This is a genomic window from Pseudomonas sp. 8Z (assembly GCF_902506535.1).
Lineage (GTDB): Bacteria > Pseudomonadota > Gammaproteobacteria > Pseudomonadales > Pseudomonadaceae > Aquipseudomonas.
This window is the reverse complement of sequence record NZ_LR733826.1, coordinates 339,951-362,744: the sequence shown is the minus strand read 5'-3', so window position 1 is coordinate 362,744 and position 22,794 is coordinate 339,951. Positions and strand designations below refer to the sequence as shown.

The 22,794-nt window shown below is 58.8% G+C and carries 18 protein-coding genes; all 18 read right to left on the bottom strand.

Features of this window, described 5'->3' with window-relative positions; genetic code table 11:
- Window positions 1-5: 5 nt before the first annotated feature.
- The 18 genes from AERO9A_RS10995 to AERO9A_RS10910 all read right to left on the bottom strand — a co-directional run bounded on the left by AERO9A_RS10995 (window position 6) and on the right by AERO9A_RS10910 (window position 22,669).
- Window positions 6-1,691 carry a fused response regulator/phosphatase gene (locus tag AERO9A_RS10995; protein WP_159971995.1) on the bottom strand — a complete coding sequence of 562 codons (1,686 nt, stop codon included), beginning with the start codon at window positions 1,689-1,691 and terminating at the stop codon, window positions 6-8.
- A 2-nt stretch (window positions 1,692-1,693) separates the two neighbouring features.
- The gene (locus AERO9A_RS10990; protein WP_159971994.1) at window positions 1,694-1,999 is read right to left on the bottom strand and encodes an STAS domain-containing protein; all 306 of its coding nucleotides are present in this window, start codon (window positions 1,997-1,999) and stop codon (window positions 1,694-1,696) included.
- Window positions 2,000-2,157: 158 nt separating this feature from the next.
- A complete protein-coding gene (gene fliJ, locus AERO9A_RS10985; protein WP_159971993.1) occupies window positions 2,158-2,607 on the bottom strand; it encodes a flagellar export protein FliJ in 450 nt (149 codons plus the stop codon).
- 46 nt (window positions 2,608-2,653) lie between these two features.
- Window positions 2,654-4,000 (bottom strand): flagellar protein export ATPase FliI, encoded by a 1,347-nt coding sequence (gene fliI, locus AERO9A_RS10980; protein ID WP_159971992.1) that lies wholly within the window; start codon window positions 3,998-4,000, stop codon window positions 2,654-2,656.
- A complete protein-coding gene (gene fliH / locus AERO9A_RS10975; RefSeq protein ID WP_159971991.1) occupies window positions 3,990-4,787 on the bottom strand; it encodes a flagellar assembly protein FliH in 798 nt (265 codons plus the stop codon). The genes fliI and fliH overlap by 11 nt, the downstream gene beginning before the upstream one ends.
- 3 nt (window positions 4,788-4,790) lie before the next feature.
- Entirely contained in the window at window positions 4,791-5,807 is a 1,017-nt protein-coding gene (gene fliG, locus AERO9A_RS10970; RefSeq protein WP_159971990.1) for a flagellar motor switch protein FliG, read from the bottom strand.
- Complete coding sequence (fliF, locus tag AERO9A_RS10965) at window positions 5,800-7,587, bottom strand: flagellar basal-body MS-ring/collar protein FliF (protein WP_159971989.1); 1,788 nt, start codon at window positions 7,585-7,587, stop codon at window positions 5,800-5,802. Before fliF ends, fliG begins: the two co-directional genes overlap by 8 nt.
- Before the next feature lie 10 nt (window positions 7,588-7,597).
- A complete protein-coding gene (gene fliE / locus AERO9A_RS10960) occupies window positions 7,598-7,927 on the bottom strand; it encodes a flagellar hook-basal body complex protein FliE (RefSeq protein ID WP_159971988.1) in 330 nt (109 codons plus the stop codon).
- Between the two features lie 246 nt (window positions 7,928-8,173).
- The gene (locus tag AERO9A_RS10955) at window positions 8,174-9,595 is read right to left on the bottom strand and encodes a sigma-54 dependent transcriptional regulator (RefSeq protein ID WP_159971987.1); all 1,422 of its coding nucleotides are present in this window, start codon (window positions 9,593-9,595) and stop codon (window positions 8,174-8,176) included.
- Between the two features lie 4 nt (window positions 9,596-9,599).
- Complete coding sequence (locus tag AERO9A_RS10950) at window positions 9,600-10,736, bottom strand: PAS domain-containing sensor histidine kinase (protein WP_372239673.1); 1,137 nt, start codon at window positions 10,734-10,736, stop codon at window positions 9,600-9,602.
- 255 nt (window positions 10,737-10,991) lie between these two features.
- Complete coding sequence (locus tag AERO9A_RS10945; RefSeq protein ID WP_159971985.1) at window positions 10,992-12,470, bottom strand: sigma-54 dependent transcriptional regulator; 1,479 nt, start codon at window positions 12,468-12,470, stop codon at window positions 10,992-10,994.
- A 261-nt stretch (window positions 12,471-12,731) separates the two neighbouring features.
- The gene (gene fliT, locus AERO9A_RS10940; protein ID WP_159971984.1) at window positions 12,732-13,028 is read right to left on the bottom strand and encodes a flagellar protein FliT; all 297 of its coding nucleotides are present in this window, start codon (window positions 13,026-13,028) and stop codon (window positions 12,732-12,734) included.
- 25 nt (window positions 13,029-13,053) lie between these two features.
- Window positions 13,054-13,434, bottom strand: a complete 381-nt coding sequence (gene fliS / locus AERO9A_RS10935) for a flagellar export chaperone FliS (protein ID WP_159971983.1) — start codon at window positions 13,432-13,434, stop codon at window positions 13,054-13,056.
- Between the two features lie 75 nt (window positions 13,435-13,509).
- Window positions 13,510-13,902: a flagellar export chaperone FliS gene (gene fliS, locus AERO9A_RS10930; RefSeq protein WP_159971982.1), complete on the bottom strand. Its 393-nt coding sequence runs from the start codon at window positions 13,900-13,902 to the stop codon at window positions 13,510-13,512.
- A gap of 11 nt (window positions 13,903-13,913) precedes the next feature.
- Window positions 13,914-15,371, bottom strand: a complete 1,458-nt coding sequence (fliD, locus tag AERO9A_RS10925; protein ID WP_159971981.1) for a flagellar filament capping protein FliD — start codon at window positions 15,369-15,371, stop codon at window positions 13,914-13,916.
- An 80-nt stretch (window positions 15,372-15,451) separates the two neighbouring features.
- Complete coding sequence (locus AERO9A_RS10920) at window positions 15,452-15,850, bottom strand: flagellar protein FlaG (RefSeq protein ID WP_159971980.1); 399 nt, start codon at window positions 15,848-15,850, stop codon at window positions 15,452-15,454.
- Between the two features lie 72 nt (window positions 15,851-15,922).
- Entirely contained in the window at window positions 15,923-17,407 is a 1,485-nt protein-coding gene (locus AERO9A_RS10915; protein ID WP_159971979.1) for a flagellin, read from the bottom strand.
- Between the two features lie 246 nt (window positions 17,408-17,653).
- Window positions 17,654-22,669, bottom strand: a complete 5,016-nt coding sequence (locus AERO9A_RS10910) for a glycosyltransferase (protein WP_256665921.1) — start codon at window positions 22,667-22,669, stop codon at window positions 17,654-17,656.
- Window positions 22,670-22,794: the final 125 nt, after the last annotated feature.

Genomic DNA, 22,794 nt, shown 5'->3' with positions numbered 1-22,794 from the left:
CGGGATTATGCATCAGAGGCCCAGCAAAACTCCACGCTTACACCCGGTTCAGCATTACCACAGTAGCAGGCATCGCTCAGCGCCCGGATCAACCCCAAGCCACGCCCACTGAAACTCGCAGGTGCGGCAGCCAGAGCCTGGGGATCAAAGCCCGCACCACTGTCCTCGACCCTGACGGTCAGGCGCCCGCCCCGCTCCAGCGCGCGCAACTGCAGATGAAAACGCACGTAGCCGTCCTGCAGTTGCGCCAGGCGCAGACGGCGCTCGCGGTAATACTCGGCAAAGCCCTTTGCATCTCGCTTCAGCGCAGAATCCAGGCCAATCACACCATGTTCCAAGGCATTGGAGTACAACTCGGTCAGTACGGTATAGATTTCACCGCCGCGCGGACGCAGCGCCTTGACATCCATCAACAACTGCAACAGGTAGGGTAAGGGGTTGAAATGGCGCAGGCTATGCGCGCGAAACTCAAAACTCGCCGACCAGTCCTGCGGCTGACTGTGCCCGGCATCAGCGAACGCCAACGGATGCAGCACCGTTCCTTCGTCTTCGAAACCGACCTGAAGCATGCTGACGTCATCTTCCTGCTCGCCACGAAAGGCAACCAAGGCTTGCTGGATTTCATCGAATAGCATGCGTGACTGCTGATTGGCGTTCATCACCTCAAGCAGGCGGCTTTCCCCAAACAACTGACCTTCGGCGTTACGCGCCTCCTGCACGCCATCGCTGAGCAAAAGAATGCGATCGCCCAACTGCAGCGGATAAACCTCGCAACGGTCGCTAAAGGCAGCAGGCTCCAAAATACCCAGCGGCAAATGTCGCGACACCAGAGCCTGACGCGGACGGCCATCCTCGTGCAGCACATACCCATCGGGTAGACCACCGTTCCAGACTTCAAGCAGCCCGCGCTTGCTGCTGATATTGAGCAACGTGGCGCAACAGAACACACCAACGGGCAGGATACGTTTGAGCTTGGCATTGATCTCGCGAAGAATCTCGGCCAACGCATGCCCTTTGGCGGTCATGCCGTAAAAAACCTCAGCCAGCGGCATAGCGCCAATCGCTGCAGGCAGGCCGTGCCCGGTAAAGTCACCGAGCATCACGTGCATACCGCCGGAGGGCCTGTAGGCAGCCAACAGCAGGTCGCCATTGAACAGGGCATAAGGCGATTGCAGATAACGGATGTTCGAGGCGCTCAGGCAGCCCGAATGCGCGACACGATCGAAGACTTCCTTGGCCACACGCTGCTCACGCAACAGGTGCTCGTTGTGCTGAGCAATCACATCGCGCTGACGCAGCACCGTCGCCTGCAAACGGCGCAAGCGATCCATGGCCTTGATCTTGGCTTCCAGTATCACTCGGTTGTAGGGCTTGGCCAGAAAATCGTCGCCTCCAGCCTCAAGGCAGCGCACCAGCGCCTCACCCTCGCTAAGAGAAGTGAGAAAGATGATGGGCACCAGTTCATCGCCAGCCTGCAGCTTGATCCGCCGCGCCGCTTCGAAGCCATCCATAACCGGCATCAAGGCGTCCATCAACACCAGTTGCGGACGCTCCAACTCGAACAGCGCCACCGCCTCCAAGCCATTGCTGGCGGTCAGTACGCGGTGTCCCTGTCGACTAACGATGGTCGACAAAAGCATGCGATCTGCCGAGTTGTCCTCGGCAATCAGAATCGAAAGCCTATCGGCCATGGTCAGATGATCTGAAACAACTGCTCGAAGTTGGAGATCGCCAGAATCTTGCGTACATCACTGCTGCAGTTGGTCAGGCGGATCTGCGCCGATTCACCACCGGCATGGTCGCGCAACAACAGAAGCATGCCCAGTGCCGAACTATCGAGGTAGCTAGTGTCCTGCAGATCGACCAGATAACGCCGTGGGGTGATAGTGACGCGCTCATAGGCGTCACGAAATTCCTGATGCGAGGCGAAGTCGAAACGCCCGCGAATCACGATGGTCAGCTCTTGCCCGTCGGCAGATGCCTGCGAGATGATGGCCATGCCCTGCTCCTTTTACGATATCCACCCAGCTTAGCCGCTTTGCTCGATAAGAAGCGAATGCAGCATTAGAAGGTGTAGCACCCAAGACCATCTATCAGCAACTGCAATCTAGTGCACAGCCCGTGCACTTGCCAGCGGCATCTAGAGAGGCTCAATAGCTAGGGTTCGCCGCGATCGATCAGGCGCTGTGCAAGCTCATCGAGCAACTTCTGCTCACGCTTATCCTCGGCCAGCCGCGCCTCGTCGCGATAGCGCTGCACAAGCTTGCGCAGCCCCTCCAGACGCGCATAGCGCTGCTGCCACAAGCCCCTCACCTTCTCCAGATTGGCCCGGTGCCAATCCAGACTCTGGCTTTGCTGGCCAATGGCGCCTTCTAGCTGCGACAAAAAACGCTGGTAGTTCATCAGCCACTGGCCCGAAACGCCCTTACTGCCCTCGCTGATCCATTGCTGCTGATAGTCGCCGCGAAAGCGCTCCAGCTCGCCCAGCTTGGCTTCTGCCTGCCTGACCAAGCCCTGACAGTGGCCGAGTTGACGCGCCGCCTCACGCTCAGCCTTTTCAGCCATTTCCACGACGGGCTGCAGCCGCTTGGCGCGACTCAGACTCATCAGACAGACACCCCTGAATCAGACAACAGCACAGCGCGACATGCCATCACGCCCCCAGCACTGCCGCCAGTTGTTCGCGGCTCTGAACAATCCCTGTACTTTCACCCAACCCCTGGCGCAGGTACTGCGCCATTTGCGGTTGACGCGCAATGGCCAGGTCAGTGTCGGCATCGCCACCCGGCACATAAGCACCGACACTGATCAAATCACGGCTCTGCTGATAGCGTGACCATAGCTGCTTGAAGCGTTGCGCGCGCTTGAGCTGCTCAGGCGGCACCACCTGCGGCATCACCCGGCTGATCGACGCTTCGATATCAATGGCCGGGTAATGGCCTTCCTCTGCGAGTCGGCGTGACAAGACGAAGTGACCATCAAGCACACCGCGCGCGGCATCGGCAATTGGATCCTGCTGATCGTCACCCTCGGAGAGAACGGTGTAGAACGCCGTGATCGAGCCGCCACCAGCCTCGGCATTACCGGCCCGCTCGACCAGCTTGGGCAGTTTGGCGAAAACTGAGGGCGGATAACCCTTGGTCGCAGGCGGCTCGCCGATGGCCAGGGCAATTTCACGCTGCGCCTGGGCATAGCGGGTCAGCGAGTCCATCAACAACAGCACGTTCTTGCCCTTATCGCGAAAATACTCGGCAATACGGGTGCAGTACTGCGCCGCACGCAGACGCATCAGCGGCGCATCATCGGCAGGTGATGCCACCACCACGGAGCGCTTGATGCCTTCCTCACCGAGAATCTCGTCGATGAACTCCTTGACCTCACGCCCGCGCTCACCGATCAGACCGACCACGATAATTTCGGCCTCAGTGAAGCGGGTCATCATGCCCAGCAGCACTGACTTACCAACGCCCGTACCGGCGAACAAGCCAAGGCGCTGGCCACGCCCGACAGTGAGCAGACCATTGATGCTACGGATACCGACATCCAGCGGCTGGCTGATGGGGTCGCGGTTGAGTGGGTTGATCGCGGGGCCATCCATCGGCACCCAGTCCTCGGCCTTCATGCCACCTTTGCCATCGAGGGCACGCCCGGCGCCGTCGAGCACGCGCCCCAGCATCGACATGCCCATGGGCAAGCGCCCGGTATCGGGCAGCGGTACCACGCGCGCGCCAGGTGCGACCCCGGCCAGACTGCCAACCGGCATCAGATAGATCTTGCCGCCAGAGAAGCCCATGACCTCAGCCTCAACCTGCACCGGATGATAACTGTCGCTATTGATCACCAGGCAGCGGCTACCAATAGCGGCACGCAGGCCTTCGGCCTCCAGGGTCAGGCCGACCATACGCAGCAGACGCCCTTCGACGACAGGCTGACTGGGCAGGTTGATCGCATCGACATAGCCCGCCAGACGCCTGGCGAAGCTGGTTCGATCAAGGCGCATCGGCGGTTTCCAGATCCAGGCTGATATCCGACTCTGGCGGCTGGGAGACTTGCGCATGCTGCTGCTCAAATAGCTGCTTGAGCGACTGCGCCAGACGCGTTTCGATACTCGCATCGATCAGGCTGTGTTCGGACTCAATCCGGCAGCCGCCCGGCAAAAGGCTTTCATCTTCGAGGATTTTCCAAGACTCTTCGTGACGCTCACGTAGTGCCTTGATGGTCTGGAAATCCTGCGGATTGACGTGAATACGCACACTCTCAGCCCCCATCGGCAACAGCTTGAGCGCTTCTCGCAAGACCTGGCGAACCTGGCTCGAATCGGTGCTCAACTCGCGCTGCACCACCTCTCGCACCATGTGGCTGACCAGGTTTACCAAAGCCACTTCCAGTTGCTGATCCTGCTCGGCAATGGGGTCGAGCAATTGCCTCATGAGTGTTTCCAGGCTAGTGACCTTGACCGCCAGGGCCGCATCGCCCTCCTGCTTGGCTTTGATCTGACCAGCGTGAAAACCGTCCTTCTCACCCGTGGCGAAACCTTCGTTGTAGGCATCCTGACGAATGGCCTCAAGCTCATCGAGTGTCAGTGGTTTGACATCTTCCAGAGGGACTTCTTCGGACTGCGTCGACTCTTCGGCAGCCGCCTCCTCAATGACGGGCTCAACAGCCTCCTCCTCGAGTGACTCGGCATCCGGCGCACCCGGCTCGTCAAAGCTGGGCAACGCCCAGCGATCGAATACGGACAGATCCTTGGCGCGAATCAGCTCGCTTTCAGGCTCCTTGGCCACCATGCTTTACACCATTTCCTCACCGCCCTTGCCGCCCAGCACGATTTCTCCGGCTTCGGCCATGCGTCGGGCAATGGTGAGAATTTCTTTCTGCGCCGTCTCGACATCGCTGACGCGCACCGGCCCCTTGGCCTCCAAGTCATCGCGCAACAGTTCGGCAGCCCGCTTGGACATGTTCTTGAAGACCTTGTCTTTGATCGCATCGTCGGCCCCCTTGAGCGCCAGCACCAGCACCTCGGACGACACCTCGCGCATCAGCGCCTGGATGCCACGGTCGTCAACATCGGCCAGGTTGTCGAAGACGAACATCAGGTCTTCGATCTGCGTCGACAGGTCTTCGTCCACCTCGCGAATCGAATCCATCAACTGACCTTCGACCGAACTGTCGAGGAAGTTCATGATGTCCGCCGCGCGCTTGACGCCGCCCATGGTGGCGCGCGAGGTATTGGCGCTACCAGAGAACTGTTTCTCGAGGATCTGGTTGAGTTCCTTGAGTGCCGAGGGCTGCACGGTATTGAGCGAGGACACGCGCAGGATGATGTCCAGACGCACTTTGTGGTCGAAGTGGCTGAGTACCTCACCGGCCTGGTCAGGATCAAGGTAGGCGACCACGATGGCCTGGATCTGCGGGTGCTCGTAGCGGATCACGTCAGCCACGGCGCGCGGCTCCATCCACTTGAGGCTGTCCAAACCGCTGGTGCTGCCACCGAGCAGGATACGGTCGATCAGATTGCCCGCCTTATCTTCACCCAGCGCAGCGGTGAGCATTTTGCGGATATAGCCGTCGGACCCCACGCCCAGGCTGGTCTGATCGCCAACGATGTCGACAAACTCGGCCATCACCTGCTCCACCTGCTCGCGATGGATATTGCGCATCCCGGCCATAGCCAGACCAACCTTCTGCACCTCTTTCGGCCCGAGGTGGCGCAGAACCTGCGCGGCATCGGTCTCGCCCAACGAGAGCAGGAGAATGGCGGCCTTGTCGACCTTGGTTAGCTTGGTAGCAGTACGATTGTCACTCATCACCGTTGATCCACTCTTTCACCACCTGGGCGACCCTGCCTGGGTCTTCAGCCACCAGGCCTTTGATGGCGTTCAGTTGTGCATCATACCCCTCGGTCGGGCTGGGCAACATGATACTTTGCGGCCCACCCAGGCTGACACGGTCATCGGACAGCTCACCATCCAGCCCGGCCATACGCCCAAGCTCGACATCGCCGCCCTCGGCCAACTCTTTGCTCTTGCTGGCACCAGTGATGTTGTTGAGCACCGGGCGCAGCACACCGAACACCAGCACCAGGATAAACAGCACCCCCAGCACTTGCTTGACGATGTCCCAGAACCAGGGCTGGGTGTAGAACGGGATATCGGGAATCTCTTCGCCCTGCAGCGCACTGAAGGCCGTGTTTATGACACTGACGCTATCGCCACGGCTGGCATCGAAGCCTACTGAGTCCTGCACCAGGCGAGTGAAGCGCGCCAGATCGTCGGCGCTCCATGGCACGCGGGTAGCTTCACCGGTAGCCGGGTCGACACGCACCTGATCATCCACCACCACTGCCACCGACAGACGACGCAGGCGACCTTGCTGCTGCTTGGTATAGCTCACCGAACGATCCAGTTCGAAGTTACGCGTAGACTGCTCGCGCTTGTCGGCCGGATACGGCGCCAACATCGGCTGACCGGTAGTCGGATCCATAATCTGCTGACCATTGGCATCGACCAGTGGCTGGCCTGCGGCAATCGGCCCGGCAGGCGCGGCAGCCCCACCAGCAGCCTGCTGCGGCGCAGCAGCCGGGCCAGGCGGTTGATTGGACAGCGCGCCCGGCACACCTTGCGGCGGCAGACTGCTTTGACGTTGTTCGTTGACCTGCTGCTCACTACGCAACGCCGGCTGATCCGGGTTGAACATCTCGGAGGTGGATTCCACCGCACTGAAGTCGACGTCCGCCGAAACCTCGGCCTTGTAACGACCAGAGCCCAGCACTGGCTGCAGAATATTGTGCACACGCTGAGTGAACAGGCTTTCCATGCGGCGGGTGTAATCGAACTGCTTGCCGGCCATGGTCAACTCGGAAAGCTCCTGCTGATCGGACAGCAGATTGCCTTTCTGGTCGACAACCGTGACTTGATTCTTGTCCAACTCCGGCACACTGGTGGCGATCAGATTGACGATAGCCATGACCTGGCTCGGCTCCAGCCCACGCCCCGGATACAGCTCAACCAACACCGACGCGCTGGGTTTGCGTTCGTCACGCACGAACACCGAGGCCTTCGGCATCGCCAGATGCACGCGCGCGCCTTTGACGTTATTGAGGCTGGAAATGGTACGCGCCAGCTCGCCTTCCAAGCCGCGACGATAGCGCGTGGCCTCCATGAACTGACTGGTGCCCAAGCCCTGCTCACGGTCGAGAATCTCGAAGCCGACGTTATTGTCGGTCGGGGCCACACCGGCTGCCGCCAGGCGCATACGTGCGTTGGCCATGTCTTCGGCCTTGACCAATAGCGCGCCGGAGTTGGGTTCGACGGTGTAGTTGATGCCAGCGTTGGTCAACACATCGACGACCTGGCTCGCGTCCATGCCATTGAGGCTGCCATACAAAGGACGGTAATCAGGCTGCTGCGACCACAGCACGACAGCAAAACCGATAGCCACACTCGCCGCCAAGCCGACCAGCAGACCAAGCTGGCGCAGCACCGACATTTCGGAGAGGTTTTCCAGAAAGCTCAACCCCAACAACGGCTTCTTCGAGTCTGCCGTTTCGGACTTGGCCGGTACGTTTGCTACTGCGGCTTCAGCCATGGATCAATCCTCAGACCGGCATCTGCATGATGTCTTGATAAGCCTGAACCAGCTTGTTACGCACCTGGGTCACAGCCTGGAAAGAGACGCTGGCTTTCTGCGACGCGATCATCACATCCGTCAGATCGACGCCGCTCTGCCCCATCTCGAAGGCAGTCGCCAACTTGTTGGAAGCTTGCTGAGTCTCGTTGACCTTATTCACCGCCTGACCAAGCATTTCCGAGAAGCTTGGCACACCCTGCACAGGCTCGCTGGCAACCGGCTTCTGCCGGGCCATGGCCTCGGCTTGCATAGCGCGCATTTCCAGCATCAAGCGATTGAATTCGACACCTTGACTCATCACATCCTCCACTGCCCGCTTTTTGACACTAGCGGTGCTTTACAGGGGTATCTGCAACAAGGATGCCAAGAGAGCGACTGCAAGCAACAAGCTGCAGGCAAGAGCAAGCCCGGTGACGGGATGCGCAATCGGTAGGAGCGGATTCATCCGCGAAAAGGGATAGCCCCGCGCCCGCCAGAATCGCAAGTGAAATGGCTCCTACATGAAGAGCCAGGCGATGGCGAACGCAGTTTTACCAGGGCAGGATCAACTGGCGTAGAGGTAAGCCTCCACATCCATGCCGGCGTCGCGCATTTGCGCGAGCTTGTAACGCAGGGTACGCGGACTAATGCCCAGGCGCTCGGCAGCCTCTTTGCGGCGGCCACGTTCGGCGCGCAGGGTATCAATGATCACCTGGAATTCTCGGCGACGCAGATCCTCGCCCAGCGCGCCCGCCTCGGCAGCCTGCGCAGCCGCCTGGGCAACCGGCGCAGCCACTGCTGGCGCACTCACAGACACGCTTGCCAAGCGCGGCGCAGGCATACGCACCGCCTGCCCAAGCAACGCACTCAAGCACAGATCCTCAGGCTGAATAACGCCGCCCTGCTGCAGAATCAGAGCGCGCTGCACGGCGTTATCCAACTCCCGCACATTACCCGGCCAGGCATGTTCGACCAAGGACTGCACAGCCGCCTCGGAAAAACGTACCGGCGCATGATTCATTTTTTTGACGTGGCGCGCCAAGAGGCGCTCGGCCAGCGGCAAAATATCGGCAGGACGATCACGCAACGGCATCCAGGCCAGCGGGAAAACCGACAGGCGATAGTACAAATCCTCACGGAAGCGCCCTGCCGCCACTTCACCAGCCAGATCACGGTTACTGGTCGCCAGCACGCGGATGTTCAGCGCCACCGGCTTACGCGCCCCAACCCGCTCCACTTCACGCTCCTGCAAGACCCTCAACAGCTTGGCCTGCAGACCCAGAGGCATCTCGGAAATTTCATCGAGCAAGATGGTGCCACCATCAGCCAACTCGAACTTGCCAGGCTGCGAACTAACCGCGCCAGTAAAAGCGCCTTTCTCGTGACCGAACAACGTAGCTTCAAGCATATTGTCTGGAATCGCCGCACAGTTGATCGCGATGAAGGGGCCAGCGGCGCGCGGCGACTGCTGATGGATATAGCGCGCCAACACTTCCTTACCAGTGCCCGACTCCCCCGTAATCATCACCGTCGAATCGCTTTGCGCCACCCGCGCAGCCAACTCCAGCAACTGCCGACTGGCAGGCTCCAGCGCCACCGGCCCCGCCTGATCGCCCTCACCGAGGCGACCGAGCGCATGACGCGCCACCAGCTCAAGCAAGGTACGCGGCTCGAAGGGCTTGACCAGGTAATCAGCGGCGCCTTGGCGAATCGCATCCACGGCACGCTCAACGGCACCAAAGGCCGTCATCAACAACACCGGCAACTGAGGGTGGCGGCTGCGAATCTGTGCCAACAGCCAATGACCATCCATGCCCGGCATATTCACATCACTGACCACCAGACTGAAAGGCTCTTGCGCCAGCGCCGCCAGGGCCGCCTCTGCGCAATCCACAGCGCGATAGGCATAACCGCCAATGGACAGGGTATCGGCCAGGGCCTCACGCAGCGCGCGATCATCTTCGACAAGCAGGACTTTGGCTACCATGAGGTTACTCCCTGTAGGCATGCGGCGCTGTGTTCAGCAGCGGCAGAGAAACGGTGGCACAAGTACCGCGCCCAGGGCGCGAGCGCAGCACAAGCCGCCCTTGATGCGCCTTGGCAACAGCCTTGACGACAGCCAAGCCCAGACCGGTACCCGTGGTTTTGGTGGTGAAAAACGGTTCGCCCAAGCGCAGCAGCGTTGCCTTATCCATCCCTGGCCCGCTGTCGCTGATGCACAGGCGCAACTCATTTGCGCGCGAGTAAAAATGGATTTTCAGCCGTGCCTGGCGACCACTGGCCTGGATGGCGTTTTCAATCAAATTGATCACCGCGCCAACCAACGTATCGCGATTGCACAACAACTCACCGCCCCGGATATCGCACTGCCAGCGCACGGCCAGACCAACGAGATGAGGCTCAGCCGCTGCGCGCAATGCATCGAATAGCGCCTGCGGCGCCAAACGATCAGGCAACGGCAACTCACCACGCGCAAAGATCAGCATGTCGCGCACCTGGTTTTCCAGCTCGTGCAGACGCTCCTTCAGACGCCCCGCAAACCGCTGCTGCTGTTCATGCGCCAACACCTGTTCACTGAGATGACTGGCGTACAGCATGGCTGCCGAGAGTGGTGTACGAATTTGGTGAGCCAATGAGGCCACCATGCGCCCCAACGCAGACAGCCGCTCATGACGCGCCAGTTGCTCCTGCAAGCGCCGAGTTTCCGTCAGATCATTGAGCAGAATCAGTTGCCCAGGCTCACCATGCAGCGAGCGGGTCGAGATCGAAAGACGACGTCCATCCTTGAGGGATATTTCATGCCCATCATCTTCACGAGGCGAGAAATTGCGTGCAATGACCTCACGCCACAACATGCCGACCAGCGGCTTGCCCAGCAACGCACAGGCCACCGGATTAGCCTCTCGCACCACACCCTGACCATCAATCACCACCACGCCGCCTGGGAGCAAATCCAGCAGGCTTTGCAGTCGATGAGCCAGACGCTCCTTCTCAGCCAATTCCTGCATACGCTGAGCACTGACCAGCGCCAGTTCGCCCTTGAGCTCGCTGACGCGCGCCTCAAGGAGCCCATAAGACTCGTTGAGTTGATTGGACATCTGGCTGAACAGAGCAAAAGCCTGCTCCATGCCTGCCCGGCTGGCCTGCTCAAGCGGAGCGGAGGACGACGGGTTAAGCGCGTCCAAAGTGCTGATGGGTAGAGTCATCGCTGTTTCTCGCAGTGCGCCGTCAGAAGACGGTCGTTTACAAGAGAACTAGCAATAGCCGTGCCTATTTTTTTATTGTTATTTTTCAATAACTTAAAAAATAAAGCCGGAGTCTGCGTCAAAGCTCCGGCTTTAGTTTCGGCAATGCCGACACGATTATGGCGTCACAGACTAGGACTACTCCTCGTCAGCACCCTCTTCATCGCGGCGACTCATGCCGTACTTACGCATCTTCTCGACCAATGTGGTACGACGAATACGCAGACGCTCAGCCGCACGCGCCACCACACCACCGGCGTCATCCAGCGCCTGCTGAATCAAGCCCTGCTCCAGATTGCCCAGGTAATCCTTCAGATCGAGCCCTTCAGGCGGCAACATCGCCGGCGTATCGAATCCAGGCAAGCCGGCCACGATGGCCGCACGCTCTTCTATTTCATCGCGCAAAGTGGCTGCCAACTGCTCATCTTCATCATCGACGTGGCGGAATTTTTTCGGCAACTCACCCACCCCGATAACGCCATAGGGATGCATGATGGCCATACGCTCGACCAGATTGGCCAGCTCACGCACGTTGCCCGCCCAGTCATGCCGACACAGCGACATGATGGCTGCCGAATTGAAACGAATGGAGCCACGCTTCTCGTGCTCCATGCGCGAGATCAGTTCGTTCATTAGCAACGGGATGTCTTCGATGCGCTCACGCAACGGCGCCATTTCGATCGGGAAGACGTTGAGGCGGTAGTACAGATCCTCACGGAAGCTACCTTCCTCGATCATCTTCTCCAGATTCTTGTGGGTTGCCGCGATAATCCGCACGTCAGCGGTCTGCGTCTTGTTACTGCCAACACGCTCGAAGGTGCGCTCCTGCAACACACGCAGAAGCTTGACCTGCATCGGCAGCGGCATATCGCCGATCTCGTCAAGAAACAGAGTACCGCCATTGGCCAACTCGAAACGCCCCGCCCGGCTGGTAATGGCGCCAGTGAAAGCGCCCTTTTCATGACCGAACAGCTCGCTCTCCAGCAACTCAGCAGGAATAGCGCCACAGTTGACTGGCACGAACGGGGCCTCACGCCGCTTGGAGTGATAGTGCAGGTTACGCGCCACCACCTCCTTGCCGGTGCCTGATTCACCCAGAATCAGCACACTGGCCTCAGTATCGGCCACCTGCTGCATCATCTGCCTAACCTGCCCAATGGCACGACTGGTGCCCACCAGGCTACGAAACAGATTGGGCTCTCGCTGGCGTCCACGATCACGCGCCTGGTCGTACATCTCCCGATATACCTGAGCACGATGCAGCGAATCGAGCAGCTTGTTGTAGCTCAGCGGCATCTCCAGACCGGCCAGCACGCGCCGACGCAAATCCTCTGGCCACTCACTGGTGGCAGGAGCATCACCAACGGTCAATAAAGGCAGGAACTCATCCCAAGCAACGATCTGCTTAGTCAGTTCCAGCGCACCACCCTTGCTCTGCACTTCCCCGAGGAGGACGCTGAGGACGTCGCGGCTGGAATCGAGCGCAGCAACCACCTGCTTCCATTCCTGGCTGCTACAGCTAAGGTGTTCTTCCCCAAGGAAGTTCAGAATGATCGCCAGCTCATGGCGGCGCGCGGCATTGTCGTCAATCAGAAGAATCTTGGTTTCACGCCACATCTTGTGTATGTCTGACCCAAGGAGTGAAAAGGAATGGCACGCCATGGACTCGGCGATAACCGGCAACTGGCCACTAGTAAAGTCAATATTTTGTCCGCAGTCAATTTTATGGCGTGCTTTTTTTGCCCGCATGCAAACAATAGCTAAGCAGTTGTTTGAATTATCGGGAAGGAGAATTCGATGAAAAGCCGCACATCACTGCAGAAACACTGTAACGAAGAAGGGCTCGCCTCTCGGCAAGCCCTTATGTCGACGCAGCTATCAACCAAACAATTGATAGACCTTAGCGCCTTGATGGGAATGATTCAATTGCACCAACTCATTGGCCAGACGTTGCTGCTCAGTCTGGCAAACAGTGACCAGCTCTCGGTAAAGGCTAAGCAGTTGCTGCATGCTGTTACGCAACAACTCTTCATCTTGGATGCCGTCAGCCATTGCCGCATCCACCGCCATCCGGCACTGCAAATCCAATTCGCCAATGGCAGCCCAGTCCTGCTTGGTTAACGCATCTCGCAGCGCTACACCTGTCGCTTCCAAACGCTGGACGGATGAATTCATTGCATTTCTCCTCCGACACCACGCTTTATTGAGCGATGGCATCCCAGCCTAACTTGACGTTGAGCAGCAAACCCGAAACCTCTTCGAGCAAGGCTGGTTCATTGCTGACATTCGCCTCAGTCAGACGATTGATCATGTATTCATACAACTTGTCGAGGTTGGCAGCCACCTCGCCACCTTGCTGGTGATCAAGACTCTCACGCAAGCCAGCGATAATCGCAACACTTTTGCCAAGCAACTCGCCTTTAAGAGCAGTTTGGTCACGTTCCATCGCCCCCCGCGCCTGAGCGATACGAGCCAGCCCACCCTCCATCAACATCTGAATCAGACGGTGAGGGCTGGCATCAACCACTTTGGCTTGGGTGTTGACGGTCTGGTACTGCTTGAGGGCCGCCATAGCATTCATAATCGCTCTCGCTCTACCGATGAACTGGGATATCCAGGCTATCGGCGAGCCTCTGCCAATCTTTAGCGATTTTGCTCAAACAGCAGGTGCAGGCTCAACTTCGGGGCCGATGGCATCCCAGGCGTCTTTGATATCGCCCAGCAAGGCCTGTACTTCATCGAGCGTGCGTGGAGTGTCGTCCAGCGCAACGCCAGCCAAACGGCGGGTCATGTAGTCGTAGAGCGAGTCGAGATTCTCAGCGATTTCACCACCGAGCTCTTTATCCAACGCAGCCTGCAGCACGCCCAGAATGGTGATAGTGCTACCAACTGCCATACCGCGAATTTGCGTGTCGCCTTCAGCCTGGGCCTGACGTGCCAGCATCAAGCGCTGTAATGCCCCTTCGAGCAGAAGCTGCACGGTACGATAGGGCGATACATCCTGACTGGTTTTGACCTGCTTGTAGGTATCGATGGGCTTCTTACTCATACCAGGTATCCTTATTCATTCCTCACGAAGCCGGGCAGGTTAGCGAGCATGCCACTGAGGCTATCGCTGGTTCGTTTGAGCTGCCCAACCAGCGAATCCATTGCGTTGTACTGGGAGTAAAGGCGGGTCTGCAGGCTCTCAACGCGCTTAGTCAGCGCCTCGCGCTGCTTGTCCACGTCCTTCTTGGTAGCTTGCAAGGCATCATTGCGCTGCTTCAACACGCCGTTATCGGAAACATAGTTGCTGGTGAAACTCGACAGACGCCCCATCAGGCCATTATCGCCGGCGAGATAAGCGCCTACCTGCTCAAAATTCTCATCCAGAGCTGCAGTCAGCTTGGTGTCATCCAGGGACAACTTACCGTCTTTGCCAGTCGTAATGCCTAACTGCGCCAGAGCCTGAATACCCTCTTGCCCAGGCGAGCTCACCAGTTCGTTACGCATGCCTGAAAGCAAGCTGCGCACCGATGTATCACCAAACAACGGGCCGGTTACCGGCGCAGAACCATCTACTGGCACATAAGCCGTGAGCTGGGTCGTTGTTGTGATCAATGCGTTGTAGGCATCGACAAATTTCTGCAGATTGCTTTTAACACCCGCGCGATCCACGCCAACGGTCAAGCTGATGGTTTTGCCATCTGCGAGATCGCTAGAGCTCTGCGCCGAAGCCAGATCGAGAGTCACCCCCTCCAACGCATCGTCGATTCGATTGGAGCTACGCACCAACTGCAGACCATCGATGGTCAGCTTCGCCGACTGAGCCTGAGAAATCACGCCCCCGGCACCAGTAGCGGAACTTGGCTTGAGGAACGCATCAGCGTTATCAGGATCTGCAGTCGGAGCAAACGCCTGAGAGGTCAACTGATTATTACCAGTCGTGACCCCATCTTCAGTGACAGCCACATTGATATCATTGCCCGCACCCGTTTTGGTGGAGCTAAGCACCAGCCGAGAACCGGAGTCATCGGTGATGATGGTCGCGCTGATACCGCTGTCCTTGCCCGCCTCATTGATGGCATCACGCATACCGGCCAGGGTGTTATTGGCCGCCGTCACGTCGACACTGATGCTGGTTGTACCGCTGGAAATCTCAAGCGTACCGCTATTGAAAGTTGCAGCAGAGCCGCCGGAGACAGACTGCAAAGCCACCTTACTGCTGGTAGCCAATTGCTGAACTTGCACGTTGTAACTGCCGGCCGACGCGGTGGCACCTGCAGTGGCTTTCAGCACGCTGCTGCTGGAAGTGCTGGCCGTACGTGACTCGAATAAGGAGGTCTTGTTCAGCGAGTCAACAGCCGTCTTGAAGGTATTCAACGCGCCGGTCAGGTTACCGATAGCCGAAATACGCGTCGTGGTTTCTTTCTCGAGGTTATCGAGTTGATTGGTCTTGGGCGAACTTTCCGCATTGACCAATGTTTTGACGATGTCGTCAATATTGAGCCCCGAGTTGATCCCTGTGATACCTGCCATGTCGCGTTACCTCGTCAAAAATTCGACTTCACTCGCTCAATGAACAAGTGTCAGTCAAAACCCGTGCCAAGGTTTACCTCTCAAGCCTCGGCTTTGAACAACAAGCTGCGCACCTCTGTCAGATTTTCTGCCAGTTTGAGCGCTTCTTCCGAAGGAATTTGTCGGATAACGTCGCCAGAGCCGGCATCGGTCACCTTGACCACAACGCGTCCAGAACCATCGTCAACCGCAAAGTTGATACTGCGCCGCACTGTCTGAACAAATTCCTGAATAGTCGCCACCGCCTCTTCTACCTTGTCGCGGCTCACCTCCTCGGTGGGCTGAGCGACGAGTGAGCTGCCTTGCTCTTCGGTGGATTGAGCGGGCGTAACGCCAGGCACCCCTTGCTTGTGCTGGGAATCGGTCACGGCTGGAGCCGAGGATGCCACGTCGCGCGAAGCGGTGGGGTTGATCGGGGGTTTTATCGAGCTGACGTCCATAAATTAATCCTCAGAATGAGGTAACGGGGAGAAGAGCTGTGCCCTTCCCCCCGTAGTCTAGCGCCTTCTACCTTAACCCAGCAGACTGAGCACGGCCTGCGGCAACTGGTTGGCCTGGGCCAAGATTGCGGTGCCGGCCTGCTGCAGGATCTGGTTCTTGGTCAGCTCCGAAGTTTCGGCAGCGAAGTCAGTGTCACGGATACGCTGACGGGCGGCCGAGGAGTTTTCCGAGATGTTCTGCAGGTTCGAGATGGTGTTCTCGAAGCGGTTCTGCACCGCACCGAGCTGGGCACGCTGGCTGTCGATGTTGGAGATCGCGCCGTTGATGATACCCAGTGCATCCTGCGCCCCGGCTGAGGTGCTGATGTCGATGGTGTTAACCGCATCCAGCTCGCTGAAGGTATCACTACCCAGACCACCGCTCATGCCGTTGACCTGGAAGGCGTCAGCCGCCTCCAACTGCACTTGGCCATCGGCGCGAGCACCGCCGCCTACGGCGATCGTTGCAGCAGCACCGACAGTGCTGGTGCCGTCAAAGCTATTGGCCTGCAGAGTCGCGCCACCCGAGCCTGCGTAGTTACTGATGCTGATTGCATCACCACGAGAGCTGGTCAACTCGATGGTATTGCCTTTGGAGACTGCCGAGATACCAGTTTTACCGGTTTCACGGTTGATCGCATCGGCCAGCGAAGACAGGTCGCTGGTGTCGCTAACCACCGCAGAAACGGTGGCCGCGTCACTCGCCGTCGACTTGCTGGTAAGGCCCGACAGGTTGAACGAAACAGTACCCGAGGCGGTGATGCCACCGAGGGTAGCTACGGTACGGGCGTTAGCAGTCACACCGGTTTCATCACTCTTGGCGTTGATAGCACGTGCCACTTCGCTGGCCGAACCACTTGCAGTACCGGCGATCGCGACATCACCATCAGAGAGTTTGGAGTTGATATTGAACGAGGCGTCGCCGTAAGCACTACCAGAAGTCGCGCTGAAAGCTGCGCCCGAAGCAGTGGCCTGAGCAGCACCACCGGAAGTGGTAACACGGTTGATACCGATACGATCAGTGGCCGCCGAGCCGATGGAAACGCTGATGGTTTCATAGGCGTTGGCACCGACCTGGAAGCTCTGCGAACCAAAGCTGCCGTCGAGGATCTTGCGGCCACCGAAGCTGGTGGTGTCAGCGATACGATCCAGCTCCTGTTGCAACTGAGACACTTCACCTTGCAGTGCCGCACGTTCAGTGGCGCCGTTGGAGCCGTTGGCCGATTGCAGGGCCAGGTCACGCATACGCTGCAGAATACCGGTGGACTGCTGCAGAGCACCTTCAGCGGTCTGCGACAGAGAGATACCGTCGTTGGCGTTACGAGTAGCAACGCCCAGGCCATTGATCTGGCTGGTCAGGCGGTTGGAGATCTGCAGACCAGCAGCGTCGTCTTTGGCGCTGTTGATGCGATAACCGGTGGACAGACGCTGGAGGGAAGTATCCAGGCCTTTGGACGAGGAGTTCAGGTTACGCTGAGTGTTGAGGGACGCAACGTTAGTGTTGACTGTAAGGGCCATGGTATTGCCTCCAGATGACCTTGAGTACCGTTTGTCTGAGCCTGCGAGCTCGGGCCTGCTTGCTCAGACGCCCAGATAGTTCGCATTCGATCTCTTTATCGGCGCCTCCCCCAGGAGCTTTAGAGGCTTTTTAAAGCTTTTTTTTATTCTTTACAGACAATCACTTAACGCGGAAAAACGGTGCAAGACAGATTTTCGTCTGAATCCCGTCGGGTCAATCGTATTGACCCGACGGGATTTACAGCCTCAATCCGGCATCCAGGCGCTGCGCCAGCGCGCGAGATTTTCGCCGTCGAGCATCCAGTCGCGGTACACCGCCTCGCGCAGACGATCACCCGCTGCGGCACAAGCATCGAGATCATTAATGTGCATGCGGATGGCATCGACCCAGTCACGGAAGCGGTTCTTCACTCGCGTCACCGGCAGATCACCGCGATAGCACACCAGATCACTGCACACCACCGGGAAGCCGCAAGCACCGTATTCAAGCAAGCGCAGGTTGCTCTTGCACTCGTTGAACAAATTCTGCTCAACCGGCGCCAGCGCCAAGTCCAGGTCCAGTTTCGCCAACGCAGCCGGATACGATTCAATATCGACCCCGCCGTGGAATTCATGAACGTAAGGCCTGAGCACATCCGGGCACATGCCCATAAAGACCCACTCGACCTCGTTCGCCAGCTCGCGCACGACATCGACGATCAGATCCAGGTCACCCGTGTGGCTAATGCCACCAGCCCAGCCGACACGAGGCTTGCTGCCACGCTGACGCTGGCTTTCCAGCCCCTGCCACCAGTTCACTGGCAGGCGGTTCTGAATCACCCGGATGTCACCATGCAATCCGGCAAACGCCTCAGCCAGCGGCTCGGTAGAGACGACGAAACGATCGACGAAATCCAACCCACGACGCAGGGACTTGAGGATGTCCTTAGGCATCTGCGAACGGTGCACGCTTTTCAACGGCAGGTTGGGCAGATAGTCGTCGAGCTCATAAACGGTAAACGCGCGCGAGAACTTGCGGATACGGCGCATGGCCTCCAAGCGCTCGTCACCAATCTGACGCTGCAGCACGACCACATCCGGCTCGAAGCGGGCAAGGTCGGTGACCTGCAACAACCCCATGGACATCATGCCGTCGGCAAGCCCCTCGGATTTCATGGCCGAGAATGGTTGAATCACTCGATAGTGCCCACACCCCCACGGGTCAGCCGGGTGCGCCAGTATCACCGGCAGGGGCCGCCAACTGAGCGGACGCCAAGTCAGTGACACGTCACTTTCCAGATCAAACCCCCGACCACTGAGTGCCAGGTTGCGGTTGTAGGCCGGATCATTGGCCAATTGCGGCAGATAACGCTCATAGAGCTGATCTTCCACGGCAGCCTCCACCGGCTGGGACTGCGCCTCATGCAAAACCACCGCATGCGCCGCCCAAACAGTCAGGTAACCCGCCTCACGCGCCTTCAGACACAGATCCACGTCACGGAATGCGGCCAAGCTGGCATCCAGTCCGCCGAGCTGACGGAACAATTCGGCACGTACCATCAGGCAGGCCTCACCCACGGCGCTGTAGTTTTGATCGACCTGCAGACGCTGCAGATAACCCGCCTCCTCCATCGGCTCGCCCGCGAAGGCAGGTGTAGCCGGGCCGTTGAGCCCCAGCACCAAACCCGCCTGAGCAATGCGACCGTTAGGTGTAAGCAGCTTGCCGCCAACCACGCCTACTTCCGGACGCTGAGCATGGTTGAGCAATTCGTCCAACCAATCCGCATTGACGATTGCCGCCGCCCCGGAGAGCAGCAGCACGTATTCACCACGCGCCTGCTCGGCTGCGTGGTTCTGCACCACCGAACCACTGGCTGCCAACACACGCACCTTGTCATCGCCCAGCGCGGCCACATCTCGCAACCAGGCACTGACGTCAGCACGCGCACCGGTATCAACCAGCAGCAGTTCGTAATGGGTGTAGGCAGTTTTTTCCAACAAGCTGTCGATACAACGCTGCAGCTCAGGCAGTGGAACATCAGTGGATAAGATGATCGACACCAGCGGCGTGGCAGCATGACCGTAGTGCACGCGGTAGCGTGCAGGCAAACCGGGCAAAACCTGGGCTTGATAGCCACGATTGCGCAAATGACGTTCGATCACCCGGCGCTCGTCGGCGTTATCGCGCAGCGTCGGCGCAGCGGTAATCAGCAGCGGCTCGTCGATATGCCCCAGCCCCACCAGCCCATCCTGCTCGATGAGCCGGGTCAGCAACTCGAACTCGAAGGCATCGGGATACTCGGCATCAAAACCGCCAGCGTTGATGAAGAGATCGCGGCGATACAGCCAATAACGCGCCATCACCAGCGGAAAACTGAGCAACAAATCGAGGTTGAACCCCGGCAAGAAGGCGGCGCCCAGGCTGCCATCGGGCAAGCGCTGCAACTGGTCACCGTAAACCGCGCGGCAATCTGGATTACCAGCCAGTTCTAACGCCGCGACCATCAACCCGCTTTGGGTGAACTCATCACCAGAGCGCGCCAGCATGAACCACTGGCAATCACTCGCCTCGATGGCACGATTGATCTGCGCCGCCATAGGCTCATCGGTCATTGCCAGGAAGTGCAGCTTGTCCGCAGCCGATGTGCTCGGCACGTCGGCTGGCGTGATAACCAGAATACGCAACGTGGCGTAGAGAAAGCGCTCACCCAGCAAACTCTTGAGCGTGACCATCAAGGCTTCAGACTGCCCTTCGCTATCGAGCACTACAACGCCGATAGAGGGGCCGCCCTGGTGCACCTGCAGGTACTCGCCGATCAAACGGTTCTCGGTGGCTGTCGGCAGGCGTTCGGCCAGCCATTGCGTCAGCCCGCCTTGAGGACGTTCCCCGAGGCTTTCGAGCATCTTCTGCCGACCCTGCTGCAGCCCCTCGCTGGCAGAGCCCGCGTAGCGCTCATACAGTTCACGGTACAGCGCCGGGAAGTTCTTACGCTCGCGCCCCAGCATATGATCGCCACCGGCACCCGGCGCTCGCGTGTGCACTTCGCTGGTAACGGTCGGCACATGCACGAACGGGTAGCGCGTGGCCAAACGCAGGAGCATGTCCCAGTCTTCGAACGCCGCCAGGCTGGTATCGAACTCACCAACGCTCGCCAGCATTTGCCGCGGATGCGCCCAGGTATTGACCGGAATGTAGTTCTGCACGAACAGGCGGTCGCGGTCGAACACCTCATGCTTGAACGGCTGGCCACGGCCCAGCTCGATGCGCTGGCCGTCTTCGAGCTTCTCGTTGACGTATTCCACGCCGGTATAGATGACGCTGTCCGGATGCTGCTCGAAGGCCTCGGCCAGCACCGCTAGATGGTTCGGCAGGTAGATGTCGTCGTCGTCGAGATAGACGATGTAGCGCCCGCGCGCCAGCGCCAGCCCGGCGTTACGCGCCGCCGACAGACCCTGGTTGCGCCCCTGACGGATGTAGGTGATAGGGAAGTCGTAGGCGGCAAGCAGATGCTCGACCGGCCCGCCGTTGTCGTTGATCAGGATGACTTCGAAGTCGCGCAAGCTCTGGCTGCCGACGCTGGCGAGTGCGTCCTGCAGCAGATCAGCGCGGTTGTAGGTGGTGAGGATGATGGAGAACAGCGCACATTCGTTTTCTCGAACAAGACTGCTCAAGCGTTCACAGAGTTTTCTGGCCCGCATACCCAGTTCACTCTCACGCTCACTCGGATGTTGCTCCATGCGCCGCCGCAGATGCGCCGCCACCTCCAGTCCGCGCTCCTTGAGGAGGGTCTCAGCACCTCGCTCGAAAACCCCCTCAAGAATGCACAGGTGCCCTTCCAGCGGAGCAGATGAGCTGAAATATTCATTGGAGTGCTGCGCACCGTGCACGCGGTAACTAACGCCCGGCGTGCTAGTAAATATGAAGTCGGGGTAACGCTCGGCCAACTGAACCATAAGGTTCCAATCTCCGGCCCCGCGAATTCTGGTGTCACGCTGCCCGGCTTCAAAGAATGCCTGTCGCCGTATGATCGCCGCAGAGGGCGTGATGTAGTTGTCGTACACCAGTAGATCCGCGACCTCGTTGCGCCCACCGATATAGTCGACCTCACGGTGGCCAGGATGGCGAGGCCCGACCAAAGGTGCACCCTGTTCATTTACCCAACTGATAGTGCTGTAGCCAACAGCAATTCCGGCATCGCGCTCCATTGCGGGAAGAATCCGGGCCACATGCCCCGGATTCATGAAATCATCCGCCATAAACAAGATCAGGTACTTACCCTTAGCAACCCAAAGACCACTAACGCTGTTATTGCCGACACCGAAGTTGCGTCGGTTGCGCATATACCGCACCCGTGGATCTCCAGCGAAAGCCGCCATCACATCCTGAGTATCATCCGTTGAGGCATTATCCAGGACGAGAACCTCTATGGAGTCTACGCCCTGGCTGAGCAGAGAACTCACCGCCTGTTTCAGGTAGCGGGCATAGTTGAAGGCAGGAATCACCACGCTGAGCAACAGCTCGTCACCACGAGCCTGCGAAGCATCAAGCGCAATACCGGACGTCAGTGCGTTGATCCAGAAGTCGATGGTATAGGGATAGATTCGCTCGTCCGGACGCGCACTGCCCTGCATGAGAAACGAGCGCAGGCGGACTGCCATGGCCTGGTAGTCGTTCCAGGCCATGGCATCGAGAAAAGCATGCAGCTCAGCGTCATTGGCAAACGCCGTGCCATCCACATAGCAATCAGCCGGAAACCAGTCGGGGACAGGCGTGACGGCCTTGTGCACTGGTACTGCACCGCAAAGCAAGCACTCCTGCCAATTAGGCGACAGCCAACCCGCCAGTTCGGCATCTGCATCACACACGACAAAATGAGCGTGCTCGAGTTTCACCCCATCACGCCCGAATACATGGGCCCTGTTGTTGAAAGCCGGACGCGGTGGCAAATCCCGGAGTGGCACATCCAGTGGTTGATTCAGCCGAATCAGGTGCTGCCCTTGAAAAGCCTCGCGAGCAGGTAGAAACACCCGATCAAAACGGTCGTATGCGCCTTTCGCCACATCCGTATGCTCCAACCGCATCAGGTAACGGCGCACGTCGGCAGGAACCGCCAATGCCCCCTGCCCAGGGAGATCCTGTTCGATGAAAAGAACAGCATCGTGACTGCCTTGCGCGGTCAATGCGGTCAAACGTTCGAAACGCAGACCGTTGGCATCACCATATAACTGCAAGGGCTCCAGCGGAAGCAACGACAGCAGCCGTGTCCACTGTTCGTCACTCAAGAGGAAAGCCTCATCCTCCACCCCTAGATGAATTCCAGCGATCCCAACTCGCCAGGGCTCACCCTGACAACGACCGCCTGCAATCAAGGCCCAATCCACCACGTTACCCCCTGTCACGGCCTCGC